Source organism: Pseudomonas antarctica (assembly GCF_001647715.1).
In the GTDB taxonomy this organism is placed as follows: domain Bacteria; phylum Pseudomonadota; class Gammaproteobacteria; order Pseudomonadales; family Pseudomonadaceae; genus Aquipseudomonas; species Aquipseudomonas antarctica_A.
In genome coordinates this window covers 6,312,524-6,337,306 of the sequence record NZ_CP015600.1, presented here as the reverse complement: position 1 = coordinate 6,337,306, position 24,783 = coordinate 6,312,524, and the positions used below count along the sequence as shown (strand labels likewise).

At 60.7% G+C, this 24,783-nt stretch carries 22 protein-coding genes; 8 read left to right on the top strand and 14 right to left on the bottom strand.

What is annotated here, in order from left to right; all coding sequences use genetic code 11:
• Positions 1-106 precede the first annotated feature (106 nt).
• The 4 genes from phoU to A7J50_RS28875 all read left to right on the top strand — a co-directional run bounded on the left by phoU (position 107) and on the right by A7J50_RS28875 (position 2,739).
• The gene (gene phoU / locus A7J50_RS28890) at positions 107-868 is read left to right on the top strand and encodes a phosphate signaling complex protein PhoU (RefSeq protein WP_053258703.1); all 762 of its coding nucleotides are present in this window, start codon (positions 107-109) and stop codon (positions 866-868) included.
• Positions 869-1,036: 168 nt separating this feature from the next.
• Positions 1,037-1,924 (top strand): response regulator, encoded by an 888-nt coding sequence (locus A7J50_RS28885; protein ID WP_064454762.1) that lies wholly within the window; start codon positions 1,037-1,039, stop codon positions 1,922-1,924.
• Between the two features lie 187 nt (positions 1,925-2,111).
• On the top strand, positions 2,112-2,435 hold the full coding sequence (locus A7J50_RS28880; RefSeq protein ID WP_064454761.1) for a type II toxin-antitoxin system RelE/ParE family toxin: 324 nt from the start codon (positions 2,112-2,114) through the stop codon (positions 2,433-2,435).
• A gap of 4 nt (positions 2,436-2,439) precedes the next feature.
• The gene (locus A7J50_RS28875) at positions 2,440-2,739 is read left to right on the top strand and encodes a helix-turn-helix domain-containing protein (protein WP_064454760.1); all 300 of its coding nucleotides are present in this window, start codon (positions 2,440-2,442) and stop codon (positions 2,737-2,739) included.
• Positions 2,740-2,782: 43 nt separating this feature from the next.
• Here A7J50_RS28875 and A7J50_RS28870 read toward each other — a convergent pair whose 3' ends face one another.
• The 3 genes from A7J50_RS28870 to phoB all read right to left on the bottom strand — a co-directional run bounded on the left by A7J50_RS28870 (position 2,783) and on the right by phoB (position 6,503).
• On the bottom strand, positions 2,783-4,123 hold the full coding sequence (locus A7J50_RS28870; protein WP_053258701.1) for a hemolysin family protein: 1,341 nt from the start codon (positions 4,121-4,123) through the stop codon (positions 2,783-2,785).
• A 268-nt stretch (positions 4,124-4,391) separates the two neighbouring features.
• Positions 4,392-5,678, bottom strand: a complete 1,287-nt coding sequence (gene phoR / locus A7J50_RS28865; protein WP_237140928.1) for a phosphate regulon sensor histidine kinase PhoR — start codon at positions 5,676-5,678, stop codon at positions 4,392-4,394.
• A 135-nt stretch (positions 5,679-5,813) separates the two neighbouring features.
• Positions 5,814-6,503: a phosphate regulon transcriptional regulator PhoB gene (phoB, locus tag A7J50_RS28860; RefSeq protein ID WP_003195617.1), complete on the bottom strand. Its 690-nt coding sequence runs from the start codon at positions 6,501-6,503 to the stop codon at positions 5,814-5,816.
• Between the two features lie 153 nt (positions 6,504-6,656).
• Here phoB and A7J50_RS28855 point away from each other — a divergent pair, with 153 nt between their 5' ends.
• Complete coding sequence (locus tag A7J50_RS28855; RefSeq protein ID WP_064454758.1) at positions 6,657-7,037, top strand: hypothetical protein; 381 nt, start codon at positions 6,657-6,659, stop codon at positions 7,035-7,037.
• A gap of 32 nt (positions 7,038-7,069) precedes the next feature.
• Here A7J50_RS28855 and ubiA read toward each other — a convergent pair whose 3' ends face one another.
• Entirely contained in the window at positions 7,070-7,960 is an 891-nt protein-coding gene (gene ubiA / locus A7J50_RS28850; RefSeq protein ID WP_064454757.1) for a 4-hydroxybenzoate octaprenyltransferase, read from the bottom strand.
• Positions 7,960-8,523 (bottom strand): chorismate--pyruvate lyase family protein, encoded by a 564-nt coding sequence (locus A7J50_RS28845; RefSeq protein ID WP_064454756.1) that lies wholly within the window; start codon positions 8,521-8,523, stop codon positions 7,960-7,962. Before A7J50_RS28845 ends, ubiA begins: the two co-directional genes overlap by 1 nt.
• A 195-nt stretch (positions 8,524-8,718) precedes the next feature.
• Between A7J50_RS28845 and A7J50_RS28840 the strand changes: the two genes are divergently transcribed.
• The 3 genes from A7J50_RS28840 to A7J50_RS28830 all read left to right on the top strand — a co-directional run bounded on the left by A7J50_RS28840 (position 8,719) and on the right by A7J50_RS28830 (position 10,538).
• On the top strand, positions 8,719-8,886 hold the full coding sequence (locus A7J50_RS28840; RefSeq protein ID WP_003213373.1) for a rubredoxin: 168 nt from the start codon (positions 8,719-8,721) through the stop codon (positions 8,884-8,886).
• Between the two features lie 36 nt (positions 8,887-8,922).
• A complete protein-coding gene (locus tag A7J50_RS28835) occupies positions 8,923-10,071 on the top strand; it encodes an NAD(P)/FAD-dependent oxidoreductase (RefSeq protein ID WP_064454755.1) in 1,149 nt (382 codons plus the stop codon).
• Between the two features lie 191 nt (positions 10,072-10,262).
• Positions 10,263-10,538: an HU family DNA-binding protein gene (locus A7J50_RS28830; RefSeq protein ID WP_003213368.1), complete on the top strand. Its 276-nt coding sequence runs from the start codon at positions 10,263-10,265 to the stop codon at positions 10,536-10,538.
• A gap of 86 nt (positions 10,539-10,624) precedes the next feature.
• On the opposite strand, the gene A7J50_RS28825 is transcribed toward A7J50_RS28830, so the two are convergent.
• From A7J50_RS28825 to A7J50_RS28785, 9 genes are all read right to left on the bottom strand, one after another.
• The gene (locus A7J50_RS28825; RefSeq protein ID WP_064454754.1) at positions 10,625-11,068 is read right to left on the bottom strand and encodes a hypothetical protein; all 444 of its coding nucleotides are present in this window, start codon (positions 11,066-11,068) and stop codon (positions 10,625-10,627) included.
• 10 nt (positions 11,069-11,078) lie between these two features.
• The gene (locus tag A7J50_RS28820) at positions 11,079-15,464 is read right to left on the bottom strand and encodes an RHS repeat-associated core domain-containing protein (protein ID WP_156526312.1); all 4,386 of its coding nucleotides are present in this window, start codon (positions 15,462-15,464) and stop codon (positions 11,079-11,081) included.
• Positions 15,465-15,476: 12 nt separating this feature from the next.
• Positions 15,477-15,911, bottom strand: a complete 435-nt coding sequence (locus A7J50_RS28815) for a DcrB-related protein (RefSeq protein WP_064454753.1) — start codon at positions 15,909-15,911, stop codon at positions 15,477-15,479.
• Positions 15,912-15,925: 14 nt separating this feature from the next.
• The gene (locus A7J50_RS28810; protein ID WP_064454752.1) at positions 15,926-17,866 is read right to left on the bottom strand and encodes a type VI secretion system Vgr family protein; all 1,941 of its coding nucleotides are present in this window, start codon (positions 17,864-17,866) and stop codon (positions 15,926-15,928) included.
• A gap of 186 nt (positions 17,867-18,052) precedes the next feature.
• Positions 18,053-20,716: a type VI secretion system ATPase TssH gene (gene tssH, locus A7J50_RS28805; RefSeq protein WP_064454751.1), complete on the bottom strand. Its 2,664-nt coding sequence runs from the start codon at positions 20,714-20,716 to the stop codon at positions 18,053-18,055.
• Positions 20,709-21,752, bottom strand: a complete 1,044-nt coding sequence (gene tssG / locus A7J50_RS28800; RefSeq protein ID WP_064454750.1) for a type VI secretion system baseplate subunit TssG — start codon at positions 21,750-21,752, stop codon at positions 20,709-20,711. Before tssG ends, tssH begins: the two co-directional genes overlap by 8 nt.
• Positions 21,716-23,575, bottom strand: a complete 1,860-nt coding sequence (tssF, locus tag A7J50_RS28795) for a type VI secretion system baseplate subunit TssF (protein WP_064454749.1) — start codon at positions 23,573-23,575, stop codon at positions 21,716-21,718. The genes tssG and tssF overlap by 37 nt, the downstream gene beginning before the upstream one ends.
• Complete coding sequence (gene tssE, locus A7J50_RS28790) at positions 23,572-24,087, bottom strand: type VI secretion system baseplate subunit TssE (protein ID WP_005792513.1); 516 nt, start codon at positions 24,085-24,087, stop codon at positions 23,572-23,574. The genes tssF and tssE overlap by 4 nt, the downstream gene beginning before the upstream one ends.
• Positions 24,088-24,180: 93 nt before the next feature.
• Positions 24,181-24,669, bottom strand: a complete 489-nt coding sequence (locus A7J50_RS28785) for an Hcp family type VI secretion system effector (protein WP_005792512.1) — start codon at positions 24,667-24,669, stop codon at positions 24,181-24,183.
• Between the last annotated feature and the right edge of the window lie 114 nt (positions 24,670-24,783).

Sequence of the window (24,783 nt, the reverse complement as noted above, 5' to 3'; positions counted from 1 at the left end):
CTGCGAGCCGCAAGCTTCAAGCGGCAAGTAAAAGCAGTTCAATGCAACGACACATATCAACTTGCAGCTTGTAGCTTGCGGCATACAGCTTTTGTGGAGCAAAACCATGATTTCGAAGGAAGGCTTAACCCATCACATCTCCGCGCAGTTCAACGCCGAACTTGAGGAAGTGCGCAGCCACCTCCTGGCGATGGGCGGGCTGGTGGAGAAGCAAGTCAACGATGCCGTCACTGCGCTGATCGAGGCCGACTCTGGTCTGGCCCAGCAAGTGCGCGAGATCGATGACCAGATCAATCAGATGGAACGCAATATCGACGAAGAATGCCTGCGCATTCTGGCGCGTCGCCAACCGGCGGCGTCTGACCTGCGTTTGATCATCAGCATCTCCAAGTCGGTAATCGACCTGGAGCGCATTGGCGACGAAGCGACCAAAATCGCCCGCCGTGCCATTCAGCTGTGCGAAGAAGGCGAAGCACCGCGCGGTTATGTGGAAGTGCGCCATATCGGTGACCAGGTACGCAACATGGTGCGCGACGCCCTCGACGCGTTTGCCCGTTTCGACGCCGAGTTGGCGTTGTCGGTGGCGCAGTACGACAAGACCATCGACCGCGAATACAAGACCGCACTGCGTGAGCTGGCCACCTACATGATGGAAGACCCGCGCTCTATCTCGCGGGTCTTGAACATTATTTGGGTGCTGCGCTCCCTGGAGCGTATCGGCGACCACGCGCGCAATATCTCGGAACTGGTGATTTACCTGGTGCGCGGTACCGACGTACGGCACATGGGGCTCAAGCGTATGAAGGCCGAAGTTGAAGGCACCGCTGATCAAATCCCTAATGTTCCGGGCGAATCTGACGATAAGTAAGGTTGCCCGAGAAATTAACGCCCGGCCTTTGGTCGGGCGTTTTCGTTTGAGGTATCTGAATATTTTGCGCAGCAGGAGCAATATAGTCCTTCTGCGACCAGCGAGTTTTGGCAAAATGCCATCAGTCAGGCGTTTTGCGTGCCGAAGTTTTTATAGGATGAAGGGTCGATGAGTAAAGTCAGTGTGTTGGTGGTGGATGACGCCTCGTTTATCCGCGACCTGGTGAAGAAGTGCCTGCGCAACTACTTCCCTGGGATCAAGATTGAAGACGCGGTGAACGGCAAAAAGGCGCAAACCATCCTGATGCGCGAGACCTTCGACCTGGTGCTGTGCGACTGGGAAATGCCCGAGATGTCCGGTCTTGAATTGCTGACCTGGTGCCGTGAGCAAGCCCATCTGAAGGCCATGCCCTTCGTGATGGTGACCAGCCGTGGCGACAAGGAAAACGTAGTCCAGGCGATCCAGGCCGGGGTTTCCGGCTATGTCAGCAAGCCGTTCACCAACGAACAGTTGCTGAGCAAGGTCAAACAGGCCCTGCACAAAGTCGGCCGCCTTGACGCGCTGGTCGCCAGCGCGCCGACCAAGATGAACTCGGCCTTCGGCAACGATTCCCTGAGCGCCTTGACTGGCGGCAGGCCTGAAGCCGTCAAAGCTGCCCCTGTGGCAGCGCCGAGCAACGGCCTGCTTAACAGCCAGCCTGTGCAGGCGGCTCCGGCTGGTGGGCGCGGTCAGGGCCAACTGCGCCTGTCCAGCGGCACCCAGCAATGCGTGATCAAGGCGCTGAGCATTAAGGAAGCACTGCTGGTGGTGCGTCGTGGCGAAGTCCTGCCTCAGGTGCTGGAAAGCGCGGTACTGGACCTTGAGCAAGGCGACAACGCCGAAGTCGCACGCCTCAACGGCTACCTGCACGCGATCGTCGCCTATGAGCCGAGGCCCGACAGCGACTGGCTGCAACTGACCTTCCGGTTTATCGACCAGGATGCGCAGAAGCTCGACTACATCTCCCGCCTGATCGCGCGCGGCACGGCGCAGAAGCACTTTGTGCCGGGTGCGTGATCGCCTGAATAACGGGAATCGACCGACTGTCTGATTCCCGTCAGGTGACTTGATTTATATCTGTTTCGATATAGTCTTTCGATAGCGCATCAGTGCGATCGCGCTTTTGCTATGCCTTGAAACAAAGCTGCACCGCCTTCGCCTGAGTCGTCTATTACGCTTTTTCTTTCCAGGAAAGGAGAAGCCAATGCCAAGGCACAAGGACGTGGTGTTTCTAGGTAGCTCGCTCAAGGACCTCAAGGAGTTTCCTCTCGACGCCCGAAGGGCAGCCGGTTTTCAGTTGGATCTTTTGCAACAGGGTGAACAGCCTTTTGATTGCAAGCCGATGAAAACTATCGGGAGGGGCGTCAGCGAGATTCGGATCACGGAGGAATCGGGAGCGTTTCGAGTCTTCTATGTGGTCAATCGGCCGGAAGCTGTCTATGTGCTGCACGCGCTGCGCAAGACCACACAGAAAACCGAAGGGCGGGATATCGAACTGGCTCGTGCCAGATTGCAGGAGTTAGGTTAAGCCTATGACAGACTCAAAAATTCAAACCGAACGTTTCAGTAGTGTCTGGGATGCTTTGGAGGATACTCCGCAGCAAGCCGCCAACATGCGGCTGCGCTCAAAGTTGCTGCTGGAACTGTGCAACACCATTCGCAGTTGGGAGTTGTCGCAGAAAGCGGCCGCCGAGCGGCTCAATATCAGTCAGCCTCGGCTCAATAACATCCTGAATGGCAAGATCGATAAGTTCTCACTGGACGCGCTGGTCAATTTGTCTGCCGCAGCGCATTTGGAGGTCGACATCTGCTTCTCCCCGCTGCCGGCATAATCAACGGCGCAGGAGCGAGTTGCTCGCTCCTGCGTTGATCTGATCAATCGAGCAACAGCACCTTGGCCAACACGATCTTCGGCCCTTTCATCTTCTTGATGATGATGCGCAAGCCTTCAACCTCCAGCACTTCTTCCTCTTCCGGCACCCGCTTGAGGGTGTCGTAGATCAAACCGGCCAGGGTTTCGGCTTCGATGTGGTCCAGGTCGACGCCCAGCAGGCGCTCCACCTTGAACAGCGGCGTGTCGCCACGCACCAGCAGTTTGCCCGGCTGGTAGGCGAGGATGCCGCGCTCGGCCTTGCGGTGTTCGTCCTGGATATCGCCGACCAGCACTTCCAGCACATCTTCCATGGTCAGGTAGCCGATGATCTTGCCGTCGGCTTCTTCCACCAGGGCGAAGTGCGCGCCGCCTTTGCGGAACTGCTCCAGCAGCTGCGACAACGGCATGTGCCGCGACACGCGCTCCAGCGGGCGGGTCAGCTCGGCCAGGTTGAACGATTCGGGGATGTGGTCCAGGGCCGCCAGTTCCAGCAGCAGGTCCTTGATGTGCAGCAGGCCGACGAACTCATTGCGCACCGCGTCGTACACCGGGTAGCGGCTGAATTTGTGGCGGCGGAACAGCGCCAGGATTTCCTTGAGCGGGGCGTTGAAGTCCAGGGTCACCAGGTCTTCCCGGGAGTTGGCCCAGTCCACCACTTCCAGCTCGCCCATTTCCACCGCAGAGGCCAGCACGCGCATGCCTTGGTCGCTCGGGTCCTGGCCACGGCTGGAGTGCAGGATCAGCTTGAGTTCTTCGCGGCTGTAATGGTGCTCATGGTGTGGGCCGGGCTCGCCTTGGCCGGCGATACGCAAGATGGCGTTGGCGCTGGCGTTGAGCAGGTAGATCGCCGGGTACATCGCCCAGTAGAACAGGTACAACGGCACTGCCGTCCACAGCGACAGCAGCTCGGGTTTGCGAATCGCCCAGGATTTGGGTGCCAATTCACCGACCACGATGTGCAGATAGGAAATCACGAAGAAGGCGGCAAAGAACGACACGCCCTTGATCACCTCGGGCGATTGCACGCCCACGGCGCCCAGCAACGGCTCGAGGATGTGCGCAAAGGCCGGCTCACCGACCCAGCCCAGGCCCAGGGAGGCGAGGGTGATACCCAGCTGGCAGGCCGACAGGTAGGCGTCGAGCTGGCTGTGCACGGTGCGCAGGATCTGTCCGCGCCAGCCGTTTTTATGGGCGATGGCCTCGACCCGGGTGGCGCGCAATTTGACCATGGCAAACTCCGCCGCAACGAAAAAACCGTTGAGCAGTACCAGGATCAGTGCAAAAAGAATCATGCCAAAGTCGGCGAAGAGTGTGGCGAGGGTGATACCAGGGGAAGGGTCCATGATGGGGTTTTGCAGGTTCCGTGTGTTCAATAAGGGGTGACAGGAGGGCCTGAAAAGCAGGCGCAAGTCGGCCAATGTAGCGGCTGAAAGGGCGCTTGCCTAGTGCCCGCTGCCGGGCGGGGCCTGGAATACATTCGTCCACACGCTGCATGTCCAATTTGGGAGCGGGCTTGCTCGCGAATGCGGTGGGTCAGCCAACACATTCATAGCTGACCCACCGCCTTCGCGAGCAAGCCCGCTCCCACCTTAGTCCAGCGTCGTTTTCGGGTTATTCATCTGTGCCGATCACCCGCGAGCGGGTCACCTGCACGGGTGGGAAATGACAGGTAAAAGTGCTGCCATGGCCCAGCACGCTGCTGATTTCCAGCCGTGCACGGTGGCGCAGCAGCACGTGTTTGACGATCGCCAGGCCAAGCCCCGTGCCGCCGGTGTTGGAGTTGCGGCTGGAGTCGACGCGGTAGAAACGCTCGGTCAGGCGGGGCAGATGCTTGGCGTCGATGCCGATGCCGGAATCCTGCACGCTCAGGTGCGCACCGTGCTCGTCGGCCCACCAGCGGATGCGGATATTGCCCTTGTCCTGGGTGTACTTCACGGCGTTGAACACGAGGTTGGAAAATGCGCTGCGCAACTCACCCTCGCTGCCTTTGAGCAGCACCAACGGGTCGGCTTCCAGGGTGATTTGTTGCTCGCGCTGGCCGGAAAGTGCCTGGGCATCGTTCTTGATAGTCTGCAACAGGCTTTGTACCGCCACGGGGTGGTTGTCCGACGGGTAATCCGTGGCTTCCAGTTTGGCCAGTAACAACAGGTCGTTGAGCAGTGTTTGCATGCGTGAACCTTGCTGTTGCATCTGCTGCAGGGCACGGCTCCAGCGCGGGTTGATCTCGTCGACATTGTCCAGCAACGTCTCCAGGTAGCCGCAGATCACCGTCAACGGTGTGCGCAGCTCGTGGGACACATTGGCGACGAAGTCTTTGCGCATCTGTTCCAACTGGTGGATGCGGGTGACATCGCGCACCAGCATCAGGTGTTCGTTGTTGCCGTAGCGTGTCAGGTACAGCTGGATGCGCACGCGGTCGTTGGTGGGCGAAGGGATTTCCAGGGCTTCTTCGTAGTTTTCCTGCTCGAAATACTCTTTGAAGCGCGGGTGGCGCACCAGGTTGGTCACCGGCTGGCCGCTGTCCTGAGGCGTCTTGAGGCCCAGCAGGGTCTCGGCGGCGCGGTTCCACCATTCCAGGTTGCCGTCGCTGTCGAGCATGATCACCGCATCTTTGAGCGCGGCGGTGGACTCCTGCACACGGTCGATCACCGCTTGCAGGCGCCCGCGTACCCGTTGGTCGCGGCGTTGCAGGTGGTAGATGCTGTCGAACACCTCGCCCCACAGGCCGTAGCCATCGGGTGGTGCTTCATCGGGTTTGTGTTGGCGCAGCCATTCATGCAGGCGCAGCAGCTGTTTGAGCGTCCAGCCCAGATACAGGCCGATACCGACGGCCAGGCTCCAGCCGTAATAGCCGCTGACCAGGCCTACCACCAGGCAGCCGGTGATCAACAGCAGCATGTGGCGGATCAGGGTGCCATGCCAGTTTTGGTTCACAATCGGTCCTTCGGACAGTGAAAAGTTTCAAGCTGCAAGCTTCAAGTCAAAGCGGATGGGCTTCAACTTGCCGCTTGTAGCTAACTGCTTTAGCTGCTTTCAACCTTTAGTGGAAAAGCGGTAGCCGGTGCCGCGCACGGTTTGCACCAGATTCTCGTAGGCATCGCCCAAGGCTTTGCGCAGGCGGCGGATATGCACGTCCACGGTGCGCTCTTCCACGTACACATTGCCGCCCCACACTTGGTCGAGCAATTGGCCACGGGTGTAGGCGCGCTCCTGGTGAGTCATGAAAAATTGCAGCAGGCGATATTCGGTCGGGCCCATCTCGGCCGGCTTGCCGTCGATGGTCACGCGGTGGCTGATCGGGTCCAGAATCAGGCCGTCGACTTCGATCGGCGCTTCGCCATCGGTAGGGCCGGCGCGGCGCAATACAGCTTTCAGACGGGCGACCAGTTCACGTGGGGAAAATGGCTTGGTGATGTAGTCATCAGCGCCGACTTCCAGGCCCTGGATCTTGTTGTCCTCTTCACCCTTGGCGGTGAGCATGATGATCGGGATATCCCCGGTCAGCTCGTCACGCTTGAGACGGCGGGCCAACTCGATACCGGAAGTGCCGGGCAGCATCCAGTCGAGCAGGATCAAGTCCGGCTTGCGGTCGACGATAATGGCATGGGCCTGCTGGGAGTTCTCCGCCTCCAGGCAGTCATAGCCGGCCATTTCCAACGCAACGGCGATCATCTCGCGAATGGGCGCTTCGTCGTCAACGATCAGAATGCTCCTGCCAACCATGCCTAAATCCTCTTGTCATTTAACTGTCTTGCGCCGCATTAGATAACGGAATTATTGCAGTCGTGTGACAGTAATTTAGTCGCTTGGGCAATTCTTGGCACTCTGGACTACCCTTTGGGTCCGAATCCTGACAACCACAAAAGGAAGGTTCCGATGACTCACAGTACTTTTTCCTGGAAAGCCCTGCTGGTAACGGCCGCGTTGACGCTGCCGACACTGGCGTTTGCGGCCGACCCGGCTACGGTCAAAGACGGCATGTTGGTGGACCACGAGGGTATGACGCTCTACACCTTTGCCAAGGACTCTGCTGACAAGTCCATGTGCAACGACAAGTGCGCCACCAACTGGCCGCCGTTGATGGCCGAATCCACCGACAAGCCGATGGGCAAATGGACCGTCATCACCCGTGACGATCAAAAGAGCCAGTGGGCCTACAGCGGCAAACCGCTCTACACCTTCGTCATGGACAAGAAGGCCGGTGACATGACCGGTGAAGGCAAAATGGAAGGCGCCTGGAAGGTCGCCAAGCCTTAGTTAAACCCGCTGGCGATGAGGGGCCTGGCCCCTCATCGAAACCCGTAATCCGCCACAATCCCGACAAAAATCGCCAACCCGGCCCAGTGGTTGTGCAAAAACGCCTTGAAGCATTTCATGCGGTCTTTGTCGCGGGTGTACCAGAACTCCCAGGCAAAACAGCCCGCCGCCGCCAGCAACCCCAGGTGGAACCAGCCTCCCAGCTCGAACCGCGCGCCCGCCAGCAACAGGCAGGCCAGCGACAGGCCTTGCAGAGTGAGGATGATCACGCGGTCGGCATCGCCAAACAGAATGGCCGTGGATTTCACCCCGATCTTCAAGTCATCGTCCCGATCGGTCATCGCGTAATACGTGTCGTAACCCACCGTCCACAGCAAATTGGCGATGTACAGCAGCCACGCAGTGGCCGGCAGATGGCCAGTCTCGGCGGTGAACGCCATCGGCATGCCCCACGAAAACGCCGCGCCCAACACCACTTGCGGGTAATAGGTGTAGCGCTTCATGAACGGGTAGCTCGCCGCCAGCGCCAAACCGCCGAGGGACAGCAGGATGGTGGTGGCGTTGGTCAGCAGCACCAGCAGGAAACTGATGCCCATCAGCACCGCAAAAAACACCAGCGCCTCTTTGGCGCTGATCTTGCCGCTCACCAGCGGGCGTTGCTCGGTGCGTTTCACATGGCCATCGACCTTGCGGTCCGCCCAATCATTGATCACGCAGCCACCGGCACGGGTCAGCACCACGCCCAGTACGAAAATCACGATATTGATCAAGGACGGCGAGCCCTTGCCGGCGATCCACAGCGCCCACAGCGTTGGCCATAACAGCAGGTAGATGCCGATGGGCTTGTCCATGCGGGTCAACTGAATGAAATCCCAGGCCCTGGGGTTCAGGCGGTTCAAGGATTTGAGCAGGCGTTGATACATCAGCAGTTCTCCGGATGGTCATGCAACGCGTGCCAGAAGCTCGGTAGGAAAATTTCCGCCACCAGCACACTCAGCGGCCCGCGATCAAAGCGCGAGCGGCGCCCCCACAAGCCGTCGGCCTGGTTCACGGTCGGCAGCCATTGCCGTGGGTAATGGCACACCTCGATGGCCTGGCGGGTGAAGGCGTGATCGCAAAACAGCAACTCGCCCAGCGAACGGCTGCCCAGTTCGTCCATGTGCAACCCGTCGCCCTGCAAGGCACTGCGCGCCGCCACGCTGCGGGCGAACACCCATGGCTGGCCATGCCCGCGCAGATACACCTCGCGCACCCAGCCGACAGTGGCCGAGGCCAGGCCGAGCGCCGTACATTCATCCTCGCGCAACGGCTGCCAGCCTTCGAACAACGGCGTCACGCTGAACCCATCGTTGGACAGCCACGTGAGCCGGCGCGTCAGCGAGCCTTCGTCGAACAGCCAATCAAGGGTCAAGGGCGCGGGCAATGGGCTCAGGAGGCTCTGGGTCAGCCATTGGCAAGCATCGGGAAGGGCGATTGAGTGCGGCACGGTGAGTGAGTATTGGCAGCAAAAGAGGCGGCGAGCTTACCATGGCGTCCTGGGCTTTTGCCGTGCTGAACCGGCCCCATGCGTCGATCGCGCTTGCATCTGCCGGCCCCGATCAGTACAAAACGCCCTGAGCCGCACGGCAACGTAGGTCTATCGACCGTCGGCCAAGATGCCTGGACCCTGAGGAAGCAAGTAATGAAGAAGTGGCAATGTGTAGTCTGCGGCCTGATCTATGACGAAAAAGACGGCTGGCCGGATGACGGTATCGCACCGGGTACCCTGTGGCAGGACGTCCCTGAAGATTGGCTGTGCCCGGACTGTGGCGTGGGCAAAATGGATTTCGAAATGATCGAAATCGGTTAATCATCGATTTAAGAAACGTACTACAAGGAGAAAGGAATGAACGCACCTGTCGTGATCATCGGCACAGGATTGGCCGGTTACAACGTGGCCCGGGAGTTTCGCAAGCTCGACAGCGAGACCCCATTGCTGCTGATCACTGCGGATGATGGGCGCTCCTACTCCAAGCCCATGCTCTCCACCGGTTTTGGCAAGAACAAGGAAGCCGATGGCCTGAGCATGGCTGAACCGGGTGCCATGGCCGAGCAACTCAAGGCCGAAGTGCGCACCCACACCCGCATCAGCGGCATCGACCCTGGCCACAAGCGCCTGTGGATCGGCGAGGAAGCAGTGGCCTACCGTGACCTGATCCTGGCCTGGGGCGCAGAAACTGTGCGCGTTCCGGTTGAGGGTGATGCGGCTGAGCTGATTTTCCCGATCAACGACCTCGAGGACTACGCACGCTTTCGCGCCGCTGCCGCCGGCAAACGCCGCGTGCTGGTGCTGGGCGCGGGCCTGATCGGCTGCGAGTTCGCCAACGACCTGATCCTCGGTGGTTACGAAATCAACCTGGTAGCGCCGTGCGAGCAGGTCATGCCGACCCTGCTGCACCCAGCCGCTGCTGCAGCGGTACAAGCCGGGCTGGAAGGCCTTGGCGCGCGTTTCCACCTGGGTCCGGTGCTCAACCGCCTGCAGCGCACCGCTGACGGCCTGGAAGCGCACCTGTCGGACGGTCAAGTCATCCACTGCGACCTGGTGGTCTCGGCCATCGGCCTGCGCCCGCGCGTCGACCTCGCGGCTGCCGCCGGCCTGCAAATCAACCGTGGGATCATGGTGGACCGCCACCTCAAGACCTCCCACGCCAACATCTACGCCCTGGGCGACTGCGCCGAGGTTGATGGCCTGAACCTGCTCTACGTCATGCCACTGATGAGTTGCGCCCGCGCCCTGGCCCAGACCCTGGCCGGCAACGCTACGGCCGTCAGCTATGGGCCGATGCCGATCACCGTGAAAACCCCGATCTGCCCGCTGGTGGTCTCGCCCCCGCCACGCGGCACCGAAGGCGTGTGGAGTGTCGAAGGGCAGGGCGCCAACATCAAGGCCTTGTGCCGCGACGCCAGCGGCCGCCTGCTGGGTTACGCGCTGACCGGCAGTGCGGTGATGGAAAAACTGGCCCTGAACAAAGAACTTCCGCCGTTGCTGGCGTAAATACCGGTCGTTCTGTCGGAATAACCCTGTTTTTCGCTCTAGAAAGGTCGCAGCGAGACTGGCGGAGCGTGCGAGGGCATGCCATCCTCACTCCCGTCTGCCGCAGAGTAGAGCCTGCGGCGCCTTGGGCGTTGCTCCATAAGAGAGCAGCACGGACATAACAACAAAAAACCGTCAAAGAGGCTTCACTTATGCGTAAACCAGAACTCGCAGCCGCCATCGCTGAAAAAGCGGATCTCACCAAAGAACAGGCCAACCGCGTCCTCAACGCCGTTCTCGAAGAAATCACCGGCGCCCTGCACCGCAAGGACAGCGTCACACTGGTTGGCTTCGGTACCTTCCTGCAACGCCACCGCGGCGCCCGCACCGGCAAAAACCCGCAAACCGGTGAGCCTGTGAAGATCAAGGCGAGCAACACCGTTGCGTTCAAGCCGGGCAAGTCGCTCAAAGACAGCGTCAACCCGTAAGAGCGGTACCGTCTGAAGGGAGGCGGGTTGGAAAAAAATGGGCACGCCGACTGGGTCGGGTGCCCATTTTTTGTGGGGACGAGCAATCAATGCTTCTTTTTCTTTTCATCCAGATAGAAATTCAAATATTTCTTTGGTCTTTCTTGAAAGGCGCGTGCCTTACCGAATTTATAAGCTTCATCAAAGTATTTATACGCCTCGGCACTTCTTCCCAGTTCGAGAGATACCATCCCCACATTAATTAATGGACCAGTATCTATATCCGACTCTCGGCCCTCAAGAGTCTTTTGAGCCCATGGCTCGGCTGCGTTGAACTCGCCATTTTCGAAGTGAAGGTTGAAGAGGGAGCCAGTGACCCAAGACGATAAGGGGGTCCACTCAAGCTTTGGTTCCGGCAGTAAACTCCATGCCTTTTGGTATAGGGCGTGCGCTTCAGTTTTACGGTTTTGTTCATCGAGATCGTTGCCTGCCGCCATAGTGGCCATGATCTCATCTGCCAGTGTTGGATTCTCGTCCGCCAAATCTTTCATACAATAATCCTTAATAATATTTAGGCTTTTCTGCGGGGCCGATAAAGTCACCGGGGTCTTTGTACCTGTCAGTCAGCAGCGCGCCTTTGGATCGGTTGTGGGAATAATATTCCAGCTCGTAGTTATCAGGGTCACGCATCCAACCCCGTACTTCTTTTGTTTTAGCTCCGTGATAACCGCCTTTGCTGTTCCAATACTTAACGGCGTCGGTTTTATGAGCCATATCCGCGTCTTTGATCGAATACCATTTTTTATCAGTACTCTGGAACCGCATGTTTTTTCCGGAGCCAATTATTTTGCCTTCAGCTCTCATCCTAGCAATTACGGCTTTTCCTGTGCGGCTGCCTTTACCTGGTGTTCTACCCACTGAGTTCAGGCGGCAGGACAACCCTAGTGGGTCGTTCCAACCGAACGGGTTGAGCGCGTATGCGTAGAAATTCAATCCTCCGTTTAACCCAATCGGATCCGGCGTCGTAAACCGCCCCACATCCGGATCATAAAACCTGAACGTATTGAAATGCAGCCCCGTCTCCCGGTCCAGATACTGCCCCTGAAACCGTAGATTTTGTTCCTCGATGTAATAAGGCTCGCGCGCCTCTTCCAGCGTGCTGCCCCACACCCGATAAGTCGCCTGCCAGACGCTGTGTCCGTCAGCTTCGGTCAGTTGCTCCGGCAACCCGTTCAGGTCGTTGTGGTAATAACGAATCTTCTGCAACGGCCCGGCACCGTCGACGCGAGCCAAAGGTTGGTAGCCTTCGTCTTCATAGACGTAAAGGCTCGTCTGACTGTGCTTGTGCTCCTGCAACAACCGCAGCCCATCCCACGTGAACCGGGTTTCCCCCAACGGATACCCATCGCTGCCATGCTCGGTTTTTTCAACCCGTCGCCCCAGCGGGTCGTAGACCATTCTGACCACGCTGCCGCTTTCATTACGCACCTCAACCAACCGGCTTTCTGCGTCATACGCAAACCGCTGCACACCGCGCTTGGCGCTGCGTTTTTCGATCATCCGTCCAAACGCATCGTAGCGATAACGCTTGTCCTGATAGGTCAGCAGCTTGTTATGCACCACTAACCCGGCGCCCGTCTGCGGGCCGTCGAGCAGGTTGGCGGCGGCGTCGTAGGCGAAGGTTTCGCGCTGGCCGTGCAGGTTGTCCTGGCTGGCGATGATGCGGCCGGTGGCGTCGTAGTGCAGCAGTTGGCGGTGTTGTGCCGCGGGTTGCTGGTCGAGTTTGCCGATCAGGTTGTCGGCGGGGTCGTATTCGAACTGCTTTTGCGTCGCCGCAGGCATCAGCGATGGCTGGCTGTTAAGGCGGCGTTGGCGTGAGCGCAGGCGGCCGCTGCGGTCGTATTCGCTGCGGGTGCTGAGCTGGCCTTGGGTGCGCAGCACTTCGCGGTGCAGGCGGTCGCGCTCGAAGTCGCTGATGACCTGGCCGTCGAGGTTGATCTGGTGCAGGTGGCCGCTGCCGTAGTACAGGCGATTGAGCCAGCGCCCGTCCGGCAGTTGGGTCTGGATCAGGTTGCCGAGTTCGTCGTAGTGATGTTGCAGCTTGCCGCCGGCACTTTGTTCGGCAAGCAACTGGCCGACAGCGTCGTAGGCGAAACCCAGCGCCTGGGCATTGCCTTGCAGATCAGTGAAAGTGACCGCCGTGAGCTGATCCACCGCATCGTAGCTGTACTCAGTGCGGCCATCGTCGGTGGTCTTGGCGACCAGTCGGCCGACCGCATCACGCTCCAGCCGATGAACGATGGGCGCTGGCGGCGTTTCGGGGACCACCGCCAAGCCATTGCCATAAGGCGCCGGAACGGCAGTCACCGCTGTGATGTTGTCCAGCCGGTCGTAGTCGTAGCGCTTGGCGCTGCCGTCGAGGTCTTGCTGTTCAGCCAGCCGATCGCCGGCATCCCACGCAAACCGATAGCTTTCACCGTTTTCATTGACCAACGCTTGCAGACGCCCGTAGCTGTCGTAGCCGAACTGCACCTGGCGACCATGGGCGTCGGTGCGCTGGCGCACCTGGCCACGCCGGTTATGTTGATAGAGCGTGGTGTGCCCGGCGGGATCGGTATAGCCCACCAACTGCCCGCTGGCATCGCGCTGGAAATGTTCGGTGCGGCCGTCCGGCAGTTGGCTGCTGAGCAATCGGCCCTGGGCGTCGTAGCTGAATTGGGTACGTTCACCGAGGGCATCGGTGATGAGCTGCAAATAACCGCGCTCGTCGTAGCTGAAGCGCGTTGGGTAGCCCGAGCAATCAATATGCTCGACCAGTTGCCCGAACGGGTTCCAGCGCAGTTGTTTGCTTTTGCCGGTGGCGTCGATGATTTCCACGACCTGGCCGTGGGCGTCATAACGATAGCGGGTGATGTAACCCAGCGGATCGGTCTCGGCGATGCAGTTGCCGCGCGGGTCATAGCGATACTGCCAACTGTTGTCGGCAGCGTCGGTCTCCACCAGCGGTAACGCCCAGTGCTCCAGCCATAAGGTGGAGTCGCTGCGCCCGAGCGGGTCGGTTTCGCCGATCAGGTTGCCGCTCTCATCGTAGCTGTACTCATAGCGGCCGCCTTGCGGGTCGGTGGCGCTGAGTAACTGGCGTTCGTCGTTCCATTCGAACAGCCAGGTCTGGCCGAGATTGTCGCTGTATTGAATGATCTGGTACTGAGTGTTCCAGTGTCGAGTGCTGACGCGTTGCAAACCGTCGGTGATGCGGGTCAGGCCCGCCTGCAAGTCGTAGTCGAACTGGTAGGCGTCACCCTCATCGGTCCAGTGCCGGACCACACGCCATTCCAGGCCTTCAATCAACGCCCACTCATAGAAGCAGCGCAACCCGGTGGGCAATTGATGCTCAACCATGCGCCGCCCGGCATCGTAGGCGAAGCGCCGCTGCACCTGGCCGGTTGCGTCGCGCACCTGTGCCAGATTGCCCTCGGCGTCATAGCCATAACTGACCAGCAATTCACGATGTTGATCCGGATAGAGGCGTTCGATGTGGGTCACATGGCCCTGATCACGAATCAGCTCAACCTGCACCAGATCGAATGTATCGCGCAGACGCACCAGGCGCCCGGCGTCGTCATAGTCGAGATAAATGCGGTTGTCGTTACGGTCACCCAACTGGCTCAGGCGCAGTCGCGACGGGTTTGCCGGTGTCGGCTCGAACAAGCGGTACACGCCGTCGTCACTTTCGATCAGCAACTGCCCATTCAGGTGTCGCCGCACCGCGAGCCCTTCACCGGCACTGAATACTGCGCCGCCCAACGGAATCGAACCCATGTCGATGGGCCGGCCCTGTTCATCGGTGTAGACCAGCGTTTCGCCGCCCTCGGGATGCGGCTGAATGTCGACGCACACCTCGTAGGCCACGCTCCAACCGGCACCGAACAGGCTGCCTTGGCGTTCGTCGCGGCTGTTGTAAAAGCGCTGCCAGCCGATCGGCAAAATGCCCGGCAGCACGAAATCCAGTTCCTCGACATCGCCGAGTATCTTCGCGCCCGTCGCAGCATGCACCGGGTTCGACGAGCCCATCGCGGCGTTGGCCGCAGCCCCCATCGCGCTGCTGATGGCCATCGAGGTCGCGCCGCTGACCAACATGCACGGCAACTTGCTGAAGAACTTGCCCTTGCTGCCCTTGAGCATCAACAACGCCGTGACCGCCAGGCCGACACCCGGGGTCTTGCCGCTGCGAATTTCACGCACCACCACCGAGCCGCCGCCGATGGCCACGTTGGATGAGATCAAGCCGGACGACACCACCGTCGCATCGCAGGTACTGCGATCACCGCTGCGCACGGCAGGTTGACCATTGACCGTAACCTTTTCCGAACCTTCGGCAAGAAACTGCGGCGGCATTGGCGGGTGCTTCATGCACACGACCAGGTCCAGCGGCTTCGGCACGGCGCCCGGCGCGGGCGTCGCGACGGTGGGGCGCCACATCTGCGAGAAGAAACCTTCGGCCATGTCCAGGTAGCTGGGTTCTGGTTCAGGCTTGGACGCTTCCAGCTCGGTGCCGGCCGGTGTGACATGGGAGCTGATCGCCCCGGCCGCGCGGGCGGCAGGCAGGTTATTGGTGAGGGTATCGGTGGAACCGGTGAGAATGTTCGCCTGCACCGAGGGCGGAAACAGGGCGTTGCTAAAGGCATCGCATATCTTGGTCAGGCCTTTGTCCGCGCCACTCTTGCTCATGGCGAGGCCGACAATCGTGCCCACTACCGCGCCCAGCAGGAAGCAGCCGAGGCCGCCGGTGGCCACAGTAATGCCGGTGGCTGCCACCACGGCAGCGGTCGCCACCGCAGTGATCGCGATATTGGCCGCCACTTCCAGCACACCGCCGAGGATGTCCGCCATCATCGAGGTGTGGGACAGCGCATCGCCCATTCGGGCCGCCCATAACGCGTCAGACATGCAGGCTGCTCATCAAGAAATAGCGTCGAACGACAGCGAATTTTTAATCGTCGCCCAATGCGCCGCTTCCGCATCACCAAGCGTGTCAGCCTTCACATAACTCAAGGCGAGCATCTTGCGCGTGCCCGGCAGCACCAGCGCCAGCTGGTACTGGAACACTTTGTCATTGCCCTTGTTGAACTGGCTGCGCAGCTCAATGCCTTCCACCTCTTGGGCGGCGCCCAAACGCACGGTCACGCTCGGTTGGCAGCGCAAGTCCTGCACCTGTTTTTCCAGGCGCTTGAGCTGGTCGTCGAAGTTGCTGTGCAGGGTTTCGCCGTCGGTGAGGAAGCTGCGGCTGATGATCAAGGAGGTGCCCAGCTCAGGGAACTTGAGGATATTGATCGACGCGTCTTGCAGCTCGCCCGCAGGCAGTTGGAACTGGAATTCGTTGATTCGGTACGTCATGGCAAACGGTCTCGTCAGGAGCTTTTAGGCGCGGGGAAGACGGCTTTAATATTGGCGTCGATGCTTTTTTTGATGCCCTGGCCATCGGGCGTGGCGCCGGGGCCGTGGTCGTTGTTCAGATGCAGTACGCCGCCGGTGTTGAACTCGGCATCGCCGCTGGCATAGAAGCTGATATTCACGCCGGTGAGGTTGATCTGCCCACTGGCGTTCAGCTCCAGGATGCTTTTGCCGCAGACCAGGCGTAGGTTTTCACCCACTTCGATGATGTAGCTCTGGCTGATGCTGTCGGTCTTCCTCTGGCCGACCAAGAGAACGTCCTGCTGCTTGACGATGCGCGTACGGTTATTCCCGATGGTCACCGTCTCGTTATGCCCGATGCTCTTGTTGCGGTCATGCCCGACGGAGTGGCTTTCATCCACTTCCACCACGATGTCCTGATTGCGCTCGGCATGGATATACAACTGCTCCAGACCCTTCTTGTCCTCCATGCGGATTTCATTGAAGTTGGCTGGGGTGCCGCCCTTGCTGGAGCGACTTTTCATGCCGCTCTGGGTGGCATTCTCCGGCAGGTCGTAAGGCACCGTCTGCTCGGCGTTGTATACCCGGCCGGTAATGATCGGCCGGTCCGGGTCTCCTTCCAGAAAGCTCACGATCACTTCCTGGCCGATCCGCGGGATCTGCATCGAGCCCCAGTTCTTACCGGCCCAGGATTGCGATACACGAATCCAGCACGAGCTGTTTTCGTTGGATTGGTCATGGCGGTCCCAGTAGAAGTGCACCTTTACGCGGCCATACTGGTCGGTCCAGATTTCTTCACCTTTGGGGCCGACCACGAGTGCAGTCTGCGGGCCTTTGACAATGGGCCGGTGCGTGCTGGCTAAAGGTCGAAAGCTTTGTTGGGCATCGATACAGGTAAGGCTACTTTCGAATTGCGCCGAGCCCGAGCCGCCGCCGCTTTCCAGGCTTTCCTGGACGATGTAGTAACGGCAACCGACGATCAGGTATTCGCGGTTCTGGTCCTGGCGGCTGAAGCCGGTGAGGCTGAACAAGTGGCCCGCACCGAGGCCTCGCGCGTTGCCGCTGAACTCGATCTGCTCATGCAGGGTTTGCAGGGCTTCGATGCGGGTGCGCGCGTAGTGTTCGCCGTCTTCACTTTGCACATAAGTGCCGGGGTAGTCGTACAGCGGGTAGTCGCCGGCAGTGTGCGGGCGCGGCATCGCCGAGCGCACGTCGATGCTGGCGCTGGGGCGCTGGAAGTCGTAGTCGTTCAGCTCCAGCGACCCCGGCTGCACTTCGTGCGCCAGGTGCCAGTTGTGCATATGGTCGCGTTCGCGCTGCTGCTCGTCCTTGGGGTAGTACGGAATCGACGCGTAGCCCGGCACCGTGGTATGGGCGCCGTAGGCGTCAGCCAGCACCAGCACATGGCGGTCCTGTTCATGGCGGAAGAAGTAGTAAATGCCTTCCTGTTCCATCAAGCGGCTGACGAAATCAAAGCTGGTTTCGCGGTACTGCACGCAGTATTCCCACTCGCGGTACGGGCGGCTCAGGGCGTCTTCGAAGTCGGAAAAACCCAGGTCGCGAAACACCTGCTTGATGATCTGCGGGATGCTCAGGTTCTGGAAAATCCGGCAGTCCGAGGTGCGGCTCAGCAGCCAGAACCATGGGCGCAGCGTCACCTGGTAACTGGCGAACTGGCCCTGGTCGATGTTCTGGCTGCACCGCGCGACGATGCCGTGGAAATGCCGCTCGCCACCGTCCGCCAGTTGCACCCCCACGCTCATCGGCTTGCCCAGCAGCTGGTTGAGGTCGATGTTGGCGTCGAGCGACGTCAGTTGCAGCTCATAGTTGAACAACCTGCCCAGCTCTTCGCCGCCCCCCATTTCATTGAGCAACAGCACATCCGGCCCGAGGGGGCTGGTGATCTTGGCCAGGCGTGAGGCTTGGTTGAATAGCATCGGTTAACCCGTAAATGACTTAATACCTGAAGAAACCGAATCCACTGTGGGCGCTGCCTTGTGTGGGAGCTGGCTTGCCTGCGATAGCATCACCGAGGTGTGCCAGACACACCTCGGTGATGCTATCGCGGGCAAGCCCGGCTCCCACACAGCCCCCTCCCACAGTTGTGATCGCATTTCGTCAGGTCAATCGGCGTCGTTGAAGTCGTAGTGCAATTCATTGTCCCGGCTGCTGATGCGCACACCCGCCAGTGCCTTGCCTTCGAGCATGCGCGTGAGGAATTCACGGCTCATGTCCGGCAACAGGCTGTTGGTGAGGATGGTGTCGATCATGCGCCCGCCGCTTTCGGTTTCGGTGCAGCGCGAGACGATCAAGTCGACCACCGCGTCGTCGTAGTCGAAGGCAACTTTGTGCGTATTCTCCACGCGCTTTTTGATGCGGTTGAGTTGCAGGCGGGTGATTGCCTTGAGCATCTCGTCGCTCAGCGGGTAGTAAGGGATCGTCACCAAACGGCCCAGCAGTGCCGGCGGGAAAATCTCCAGCAACGGCTGGCGCAACGCCTTGGCGATCTCTTCCGGCTCGGGCATGTTCGCCGGGTCTTTGCAGACGCGGGAGATCAGTTCAGTGCCGGCATTGGTGGTCAGCAGGATCAGCGTGTTCTTGAAGTCGATCACGCGGCCTTCACCGTCTTCCATCACGCCCTTGTCGAACACCTGGAAGAAGATTTCATGCACGTCCGGGTGGGCTTTTTCCACCTCGTCCAGCAGCACCACACTGTAGGGTTTGCGCCGTACCGCTTCGGTCAGCACGCCGCCTTCGCCGTAGCCGATATAGCCCGGTGGCGCGCCCTTGAGGGTCGACACGGTGTGGGCTTCCTGGAACTCGCTCATGTTGATGGTGATCACGTTCTGCTCACCGCCGTACATGGCTTCGGCCAGGGCCAGGGCGGTTTCGGTCTTGCCCACGCCGGACGTGCCGGCGAGCATGAACACGCCAATCGGCTTGCTCGGGTTGTCGAGACCGGCGCGAGAGGTCTGGATGCGCTTGGCGATCATCTGCAGGGCGTGGTCCTGGCCGATGATGCGTTTTTTCAGGTGCTGGTCGAGGTTAAGCACCGTCTCCAGTTCGTTGCGCGCCATGCGGCCCACTGGAATGCCGGTCCAGTCGGCGACCACCGAGGCCACAGCCTGGTAATCCACGGTCGGCAGGATCAGCGGGGTTTCGCCTTGCAGGGCGGTGAGGCGTTGTTGCAGGTCCACCAGCTGTGCGCGCAATGCATCGTTGCCGCTGTCGACTTCACCGACTTTCTCACGCAGCGTCGCGCGAGTGGCGAGTAGCTCATCCACCAGCGCTTTCTCTTCGGCCCAGCGGCTTTCCAACGTCGCGAGGCGTTCACGTTCAGCGCTCAGCAAGGCTTCGCTGTTGCTTTGGCGCGCGCCAATCACGATGCCGATGGCATGCTCGCGGGCGATGATTTGCAGCTCGGTTTCCAGCGCTTCGATACGGCGGCGGCTGTCGTCCACTTCGGCGGGCACCGCGTGCAGGCTGATGGCAACACGGGCGCAGGCGGTGTCCAGCAGGCTCACGGATTTATCCGGTAACTGGCGGGCGGGAATGTAGCGGTGCGACAGCTTCACCGAGGCTTCCAGGGCCTCATCGAGGATCTGCACCTGATGGTGTTTTTCCATGGTCGAGGCCACGCCGCGCATCATCAGCAGCGCCTTGTCTTCCGACGGCTCGGCGACTTGCACCACTTGGAAGCGGCGGGTCAGCGCCGGGTCTTTTTCGATGTGTTTTTTGTACTCGGCCCAGGTCGTGGCGGCTACGGTGCGCAAGGTGCCACGGGCGAGGGCGGGCTTGAGCAGGTTGACCGCGTCACCGGTCCCGGCAGCGCCACCGGCACCCACCAGGGTGTGGGCTTCGTCGATAAACAGGATGATCGGTTTGGGCGAGGCCTGCACGTCTTCGATGACTTGGCGCAAGCGCTGTTCGAACTCGCCTTTCATGCTGGCGCCGGCTTGCAACAGGCCCACGTCGAGGCTGCGCAGCTCCACGTCTTTGAGTGCGGGCGGCACGTCACCGGCGACGATGCGCAGGGCGAAACCTTCGACCACGGCAGTTTTGCCCACACCGGCTTCACCGGTGAGGATCGGGTTGTTCTGGCGCCGACGCATCAGGATGTCCACCAGTTGGCGGATCTCTTCATCACGCCCAACGATCGGGTCGAGCTTGCCGCTGCGGGCCTGTTCGGTCAGGTCGACGGTAAAGCGCTTGAGCGCTTCCTGCTTGCCCATCGCGCTCGGCGCCATGGCCCCACTGGCCTCGCCCGGGACTGCACCGGCGTTAAAACCGTCGCTGGCACTGAGGGCGTTTTCCGGCGAGTCGCCGACGTATTCGTCAAAGCGTTCGCTCAGGGTGTCGGCCTTGATCTTGTTGAACTCGGAAGACAAGCCCAGCAGCGCATTGCGCAGGCTCGGCGTCTTGAGAATACCGAGCACCAGGTAACCGGTGCGCACCTGGCTCTCGCCGAACAACAGGCTGCCGTAAACCCAGCCGCGTTCCACGGCTTCTTCCACGTGGGACGACAGGTCAGTGATTGACGTCGAGCCGCGCGGCAGGCGGTCCAGGGCTTCGGTCAGGTCGCGGGCCAGGCGCGCCGGCTCCACGTTGAACTGGCGAACAATGCGGTGCAGATCCGAGTCCTGCAACTGCAGCAGTTGGTGAAACCAGTGAGCCAGTTCCACGTACGGGTTGCCCCGCAGTTTGCAGAACACGGTGGCGGCTTCGATGGCCTTGTAGGCCACGCTGTTGAGTTTGCCGAACAGTGCGGCGCGACTGATTTCACCCATGCTCTGGATTCCTTGAGGTGGTGGCGTGATCGGCGTAATGCCGGGCCAGGATTAGGTCGTTGGCGTCGTGCGCGGGGCAGCCGAGCCATGTGTTGAAGCCCAGGCGGAACTGGCCGTTAAGCTGCAGCTTCGGGACTTCAGGTTGTTGCAAAACCAGGTTCAAGTCCCAGTCCAATTCATGGCCCAGGTACTCGGCCACCCACGCCACCAGCTCGTTGAATGGCTGGCTGCCAGGCAGCATGCCCATGTAGTCATCCAGCTTGAGCGGGCCCAGGCGGATGCGGAACTTATGCTGGCGGTCCCACACGTGGCTGCCCAGGCAAAAGTCCACGCCCAGTTGGTTGGCGCTGACACTGACGCGGCTGCGCTCGGGCAGTTCCAGCCACTGGCCGACGTATTCTTCAATCTCAACCGGCAAGCCGAAGTATTCGCTGAGGATCGCCTTCAAACCGTCCGGGTAGCGGGTCTGTGCCGACAAGTGGCCGCTGTAATGCAGCTTCGCCGTATCGGGAATCAGCCCCTGATTCAGCAGGCTCGGCATTCCTCGGCCGCTCAGTGCTGCCAGGCGTGCCGACCAGTAATCATCGTCCGGTCGGTCGTGGCTGACCGTCGGCCGCGCTTCGGCCCAGGCCCGGTAAAACAGGCTGAGCAGGCGATGGTGGAACACATCCAAAAACTGTTTGCTGGTGCTGTCGGCGTTGTTGCGCTGACGCTCGCGCACGTACTCGGTGATGTGCAGCGGCAACGGGCCGTTGGGGCCGCCGAGGCCGAAGAAGAACTGTTCCAGTCGCGCAGGCTTACCGTCGCCGCCGGGATCGACCGAGGCCAAGGTGGCCGGGGCGAAGGTGCAATCGGCTTGCTGCCCCAGACGCAATGGGTCATCCGCCAGGCGCAGGGAATGGCCCAGGCGCGGCAGCTCTGGCGACTCGCACTCGATACGCCGCAGCGCCTGGAAGAAATCGTATTCCCAGGGCTCATGATGCATCGCATCCAGTGTGTTCACAGGGTCGGACGACGCCCGGGCTTGGCTTTCCATCGCATGATCTCGCCGCGTTCGGTGGTACGGATCACCGTCTCGGTAAAACTGTTGATCGACACGTAACGTGCCAGAAAGCGTTCCAGCACCGCACCGAGCAGGAACACGCCGGTGCCGCGAAACGCGTTTTCATCAAATTCCAGGGTGATTTCCAAGCCGCGGCCAAACACGATCGGGCCAGGCATCGGCAAGCGCCGGGTCACGGCTTTGCTGCTGACTTCGCGCAGGCCTTCGATCTGCAATTGCAGGGCAGCGTCATTGCTATCGCCGTACAGGCGCAGCAGTTCGCGCAAGGCGCCGGCGCCCTGGCCTTGCTCGCTCAGCGACAAGTAATTGAGCGACAACTGGCTGATCAGGCGCCAGGCCTTGGCGTCGTGGGCATGGCTGGCGCGCGGGCGGCTTGGGCCGGCCACACAGCGCACAGACAACACAGGCGCGCTGTCGGCCAAGGTGAAGTCGGTCTTGCCGTTACCCGTACTCATGAACAACGGCAAATCGCGGTTGGTGCACAGTGCGGTCACGCCGAGTTGGCGCAGGTCGTGGCGGTACGGCGCTTGCTGGCTGTCGACCAGGCTGACGAAGGTTTCGCTGCCCACATAGGTGGAGCGCGGGCCGTTGCGGCGTTGGTCGCTGGACAGTACGCGTGGTTCACGGCGTACGGTGTAATACGCTTTGTCGCGACCATAGCGCGATGGGTCGCGCACCGCGTAGAACGGCAGAAACGGCTGCTCCGGCCCGGTGCCGTGCCCAGTGATGCCGCTCAGCGAGTGAATCTCGAAATCCATCGGCCGGGTGCGGTCAGCGATTACATGGTGTTCGTTGACGCGCTCAGACAGATGGATACGGTCCACGCGTTTCGGGAACAGGTTGATCGCCGGCGTGCAGAACGGCATGAACTGCGCCGCGCCGACACTGCCTTCCAGGCTCGGTTCGTGGCGGTCGAACAACACGATCAGTTCCAGCTCCTGGCCGTCGCAGCGTTTGACTGCGCGGCCCAGTTCGGCGAACTCGACGAACAGGAAGCGATGGGGCAGGGCGAAATATTCCTGCAACAACCGGTAGCCCTGAAACGCGCGCGCCACCACCGGCATGGCCGCGTCGGCATCGTCAAAACCCCGTGAACGCAGCGCGTCTTGCGGCAGGCGTTCAACCCAGTCACCGCCGGGCTTGCGTGCAAACACCGCGCAGGCGTTGCCGAGCAATTGTTCGTAGAGGCGAAACGGTTGCTCATCGGCGCCGCTGAGGTACAGCGGCAGGCTGTCGAGGTCGAGGCTGTTGAACGGCAACTCGGCGCCGGTGCGCAGGGTCAGGCGCAAGCCGGCCTTGGCTTTCGGCTCGCTGGCAGCCAGGCGCCCGAGTACGGCGGCGGGGTTGCCGAAGTACTCGGCGCCGCTGACCTGCAACGGCCACAACGTCACCGGGTGTGCGGTGCGGTACTCGCAGCAGGTCTGGGTTTCGCGGCCCAGTGCGGCCCGCAAAACCGTGTCGCGGGGCAGCGGGAAGCCGCTGGCCAGCGAGCCTTCGTCGGGGTCGGTCTGCAATTGCACCACGGTCATCGACGGCGTCGGCGCCAGGTAGTGCGGGTAGGCGATTTCCAGCAGGTTATGGGTGAAGGTCGGGTACTCGGCGTCGAGCTTGAGCTGTACGCGGGCCGTGAGGTAGGCAAAACCCTCGAGCAAGCGTTCGACGTACGGGTCGGCGCAGTCCATACCGGACAGGGTCAGCCGACTGGCGATCTTCGGGTATTCCTTGGCGAACTCGGCGGCGCTTTCGCGCACGTGGTGCAGTTCCTGGTTGTACAGCTCCAGCAGGCGCGGGTTCATGGGCGCCTCCGTTGGTCGGCATTCACCACGCGCACATGGCCGGACTCCAGGTCGAGGTCGGTTTGCAGCAACAGGCGCAACGGCACCGGCTGTGCCCACAGGTCGCCTTCGATCTCGAAACTCAGGGCGTTGTGGTTCATCTCGCCATGGCCGACGCGGGCTTTGACGCGCAGGGTGTGGCGCAGAATACGTGGCTCAAAGGTGGCGATTGCCTGGTAGATCAGGGCTTCCAGGGCTTTAATGTCGACGCTGGAAACGCTGTTGCCCGCCAGTGCCGGCAGGCCGTAATTGACCACCGACGTACCGGCCGGGGTGTGCAGCGTGGCATCGGCATCCAGCAACGACGTGGTGTTGAGCAGCCACGCCAGGTCGCGCAGAACCGAGGCTTTCAATTGGGTCAGGGACAGCACGCGTTTGTCGGCGCTTTCCTTGGGATTGGTTGGGTCGTCGTCGGTCAGCCGGTCCAGCAAGGACGGCTGCAGACGGTCGCGGGAAGCGATTTCAGTTACCACCAAAGCAGCTCCACGGACGGGTTGTGAGAGGGACGTATTTGCAGCGGGGCAGGTGCCAGGGGCCGTAGCGCAGGGCCACGGCCTCCAGGGCTATCAGCGTTTGGTGTTGGAACGGATGTTCCAGCCAAACTTGATCGCGCCGCCGTCTTTGGTGCCGTCGGCTTTCTGCGGCTGGTAGTCGACCATCACTTGGGCGAAGTTGAGGGTGACGTTTTCGGTCAGGCGATCATCAGTGCCCGAGCCGCCGGTGCTCAGGGAAGTGACCAGCACTTCTTCCAGGTTGATCACCATGTACTCGACCTGGCTTTCACCACCGGCCTTGCGCACGGTCAGCTTGACCTTGTCGATGTGCTTGCCGCTGGCGCAGTGCATCATCAGGTTCGGCGACGCCTTGTCGACGTACTTGGTCAGCGACAGGTCCTGGATATTCACCTTGCCTGCGCCGCCGCCACCGCCAACATGCATGTTGCCGGACTGGGCCATGCCCCAGCTCCAGTTCAGCACGTCGATTTCGTCCTTGTGGGCCTTGTCCATGGACTCGCCCTTGATGTCGCCGATCTTGATGAAAATATCAACAGCCATGTTTTCTCCCTGTGTGGCGTGCGCCACTCGATTTGGTTACCGCCAATGGGGCAGTGCTTTTCTGTGGGAGCAGGCTTGCCTGCGATCGCATCAACGCGGTCTGACTGACAGACC

Bases quoted from the DNA above. Each gene is read 5' to 3' on its own strand.
- phoR (WP_237140928.1), bottom strand. From the start codon at position 5,678: ATGCTGCTGTTGATCACCGGCTGCCTGGTGGTAGGCCTGGTCAGCGGC.
- A7J50_RS28830 (WP_003213368.1), top strand. From the start codon at position 10,263: ATGCGTAAACCAGAACTCGCAGCCGCCATCGCTGAAAAAGCGGATCTC.
- A7J50_RS28835 (WP_064454755.1), top strand. From the start codon at position 8,923: ATGAACGCACCTGTCGTGATCATCGGCACAGGATTGGCCGGTTACAAC.
- A7J50_RS28880 (WP_064454761.1), top strand. From the start codon at position 2,112: ATGCCAAGGCACAAGGACGTGGTGTTTCTAGGTAGCTCGCTCAAGGAC.
- A7J50_RS28820 (WP_156526312.1), bottom strand. From the start codon at position 15,464: ATGTCTGACGCGTTATGGGCGGCCCGAATGGGCGATGCGCTGTCCCAC.
- A7J50_RS28870 (WP_053258701.1), bottom strand. From the start codon at position 4,123: ATGGACCCTTCCCCTGGTATCACCCTCGCCACACTCTTCGCCGACTTT.
- A7J50_RS28825 (WP_064454754.1), bottom strand. From the start codon at position 11,068: ATGAAAGATTTGGCGGACGAGAATCCAACACTGGCAGATGAGATCATG.
- tssG (WP_064454750.1), bottom strand. From the start codon at position 21,752: ATGGAAAGCCAAGCCCGGGCGTCGTCCGACCCTGTGAACACACTGGAT.
- A7J50_RS28810 (WP_064454752.1), bottom strand. From the start codon at position 17,866: ATGCTATTCAACCAAGCCTCACGCCTGGCCAAGATCACCAGCCCCCTC.
- phoB (WP_003195617.1), bottom strand. From the start codon at position 6,503: ATGGTTGGCAGGAGCATTCTGATCGTTGACGACGAAGCGCCCATTCGC.
- A7J50_RS28840 (WP_003213373.1), top strand. From the start codon at position 8,719: ATGAAGAAGTGGCAATGTGTAGTCTGCGGCCTGATCTATGACGAAAAA.
- A7J50_RS28885 (WP_064454762.1), top strand. From the start codon at position 1,037: ATGAGTAAAGTCAGTGTGTTGGTGGTGGATGACGCCTCGTTTATCCGC.
- A7J50_RS28875 (WP_064454760.1), top strand. From the start codon at position 2,440: ATGACAGACTCAAAAATTCAAACCGAACGTTTCAGTAGTGTCTGGGAT.
- A7J50_RS28855 (WP_064454758.1), top strand. From the start codon at position 6,657: ATGACTCACAGTACTTTTTCCTGGAAAGCCCTGCTGGTAACGGCCGCG.
- A7J50_RS28815 (WP_064454753.1), bottom strand. From the start codon at position 15,911: ATGACGTACCGAATCAACGAATTCCAGTTCCAACTGCCTGCGGGCGAG.
- tssH (WP_064454751.1), bottom strand. From the start codon at position 20,716: ATGGGTGAAATCAGTCGCGCCGCACTGTTCGGCAAACTCAACAGCGTG.
- ubiA (WP_064454757.1), bottom strand. From the start codon at position 7,960: ATGTATCAACGCCTGCTCAAATCCTTGAACCGCCTGAACCCCAGGGCC.
- tssF (WP_064454749.1), bottom strand. From the start codon at position 23,575: ATGAACCCGCGCCTGCTGGAGCTGTACAACCAGGAACTGCACCACGTG.
- A7J50_RS28785 (WP_005792512.1), bottom strand. From the start codon at position 24,669: ATGGCTGTTGATATTTTCATCAAGATCGGCGACATCAAGGGCGAGTCC.
- phoU (WP_053258703.1), top strand. From the start codon at position 107: ATGATTTCGAAGGAAGGCTTAACCCATCACATCTCCGCGCAGTTCAAC.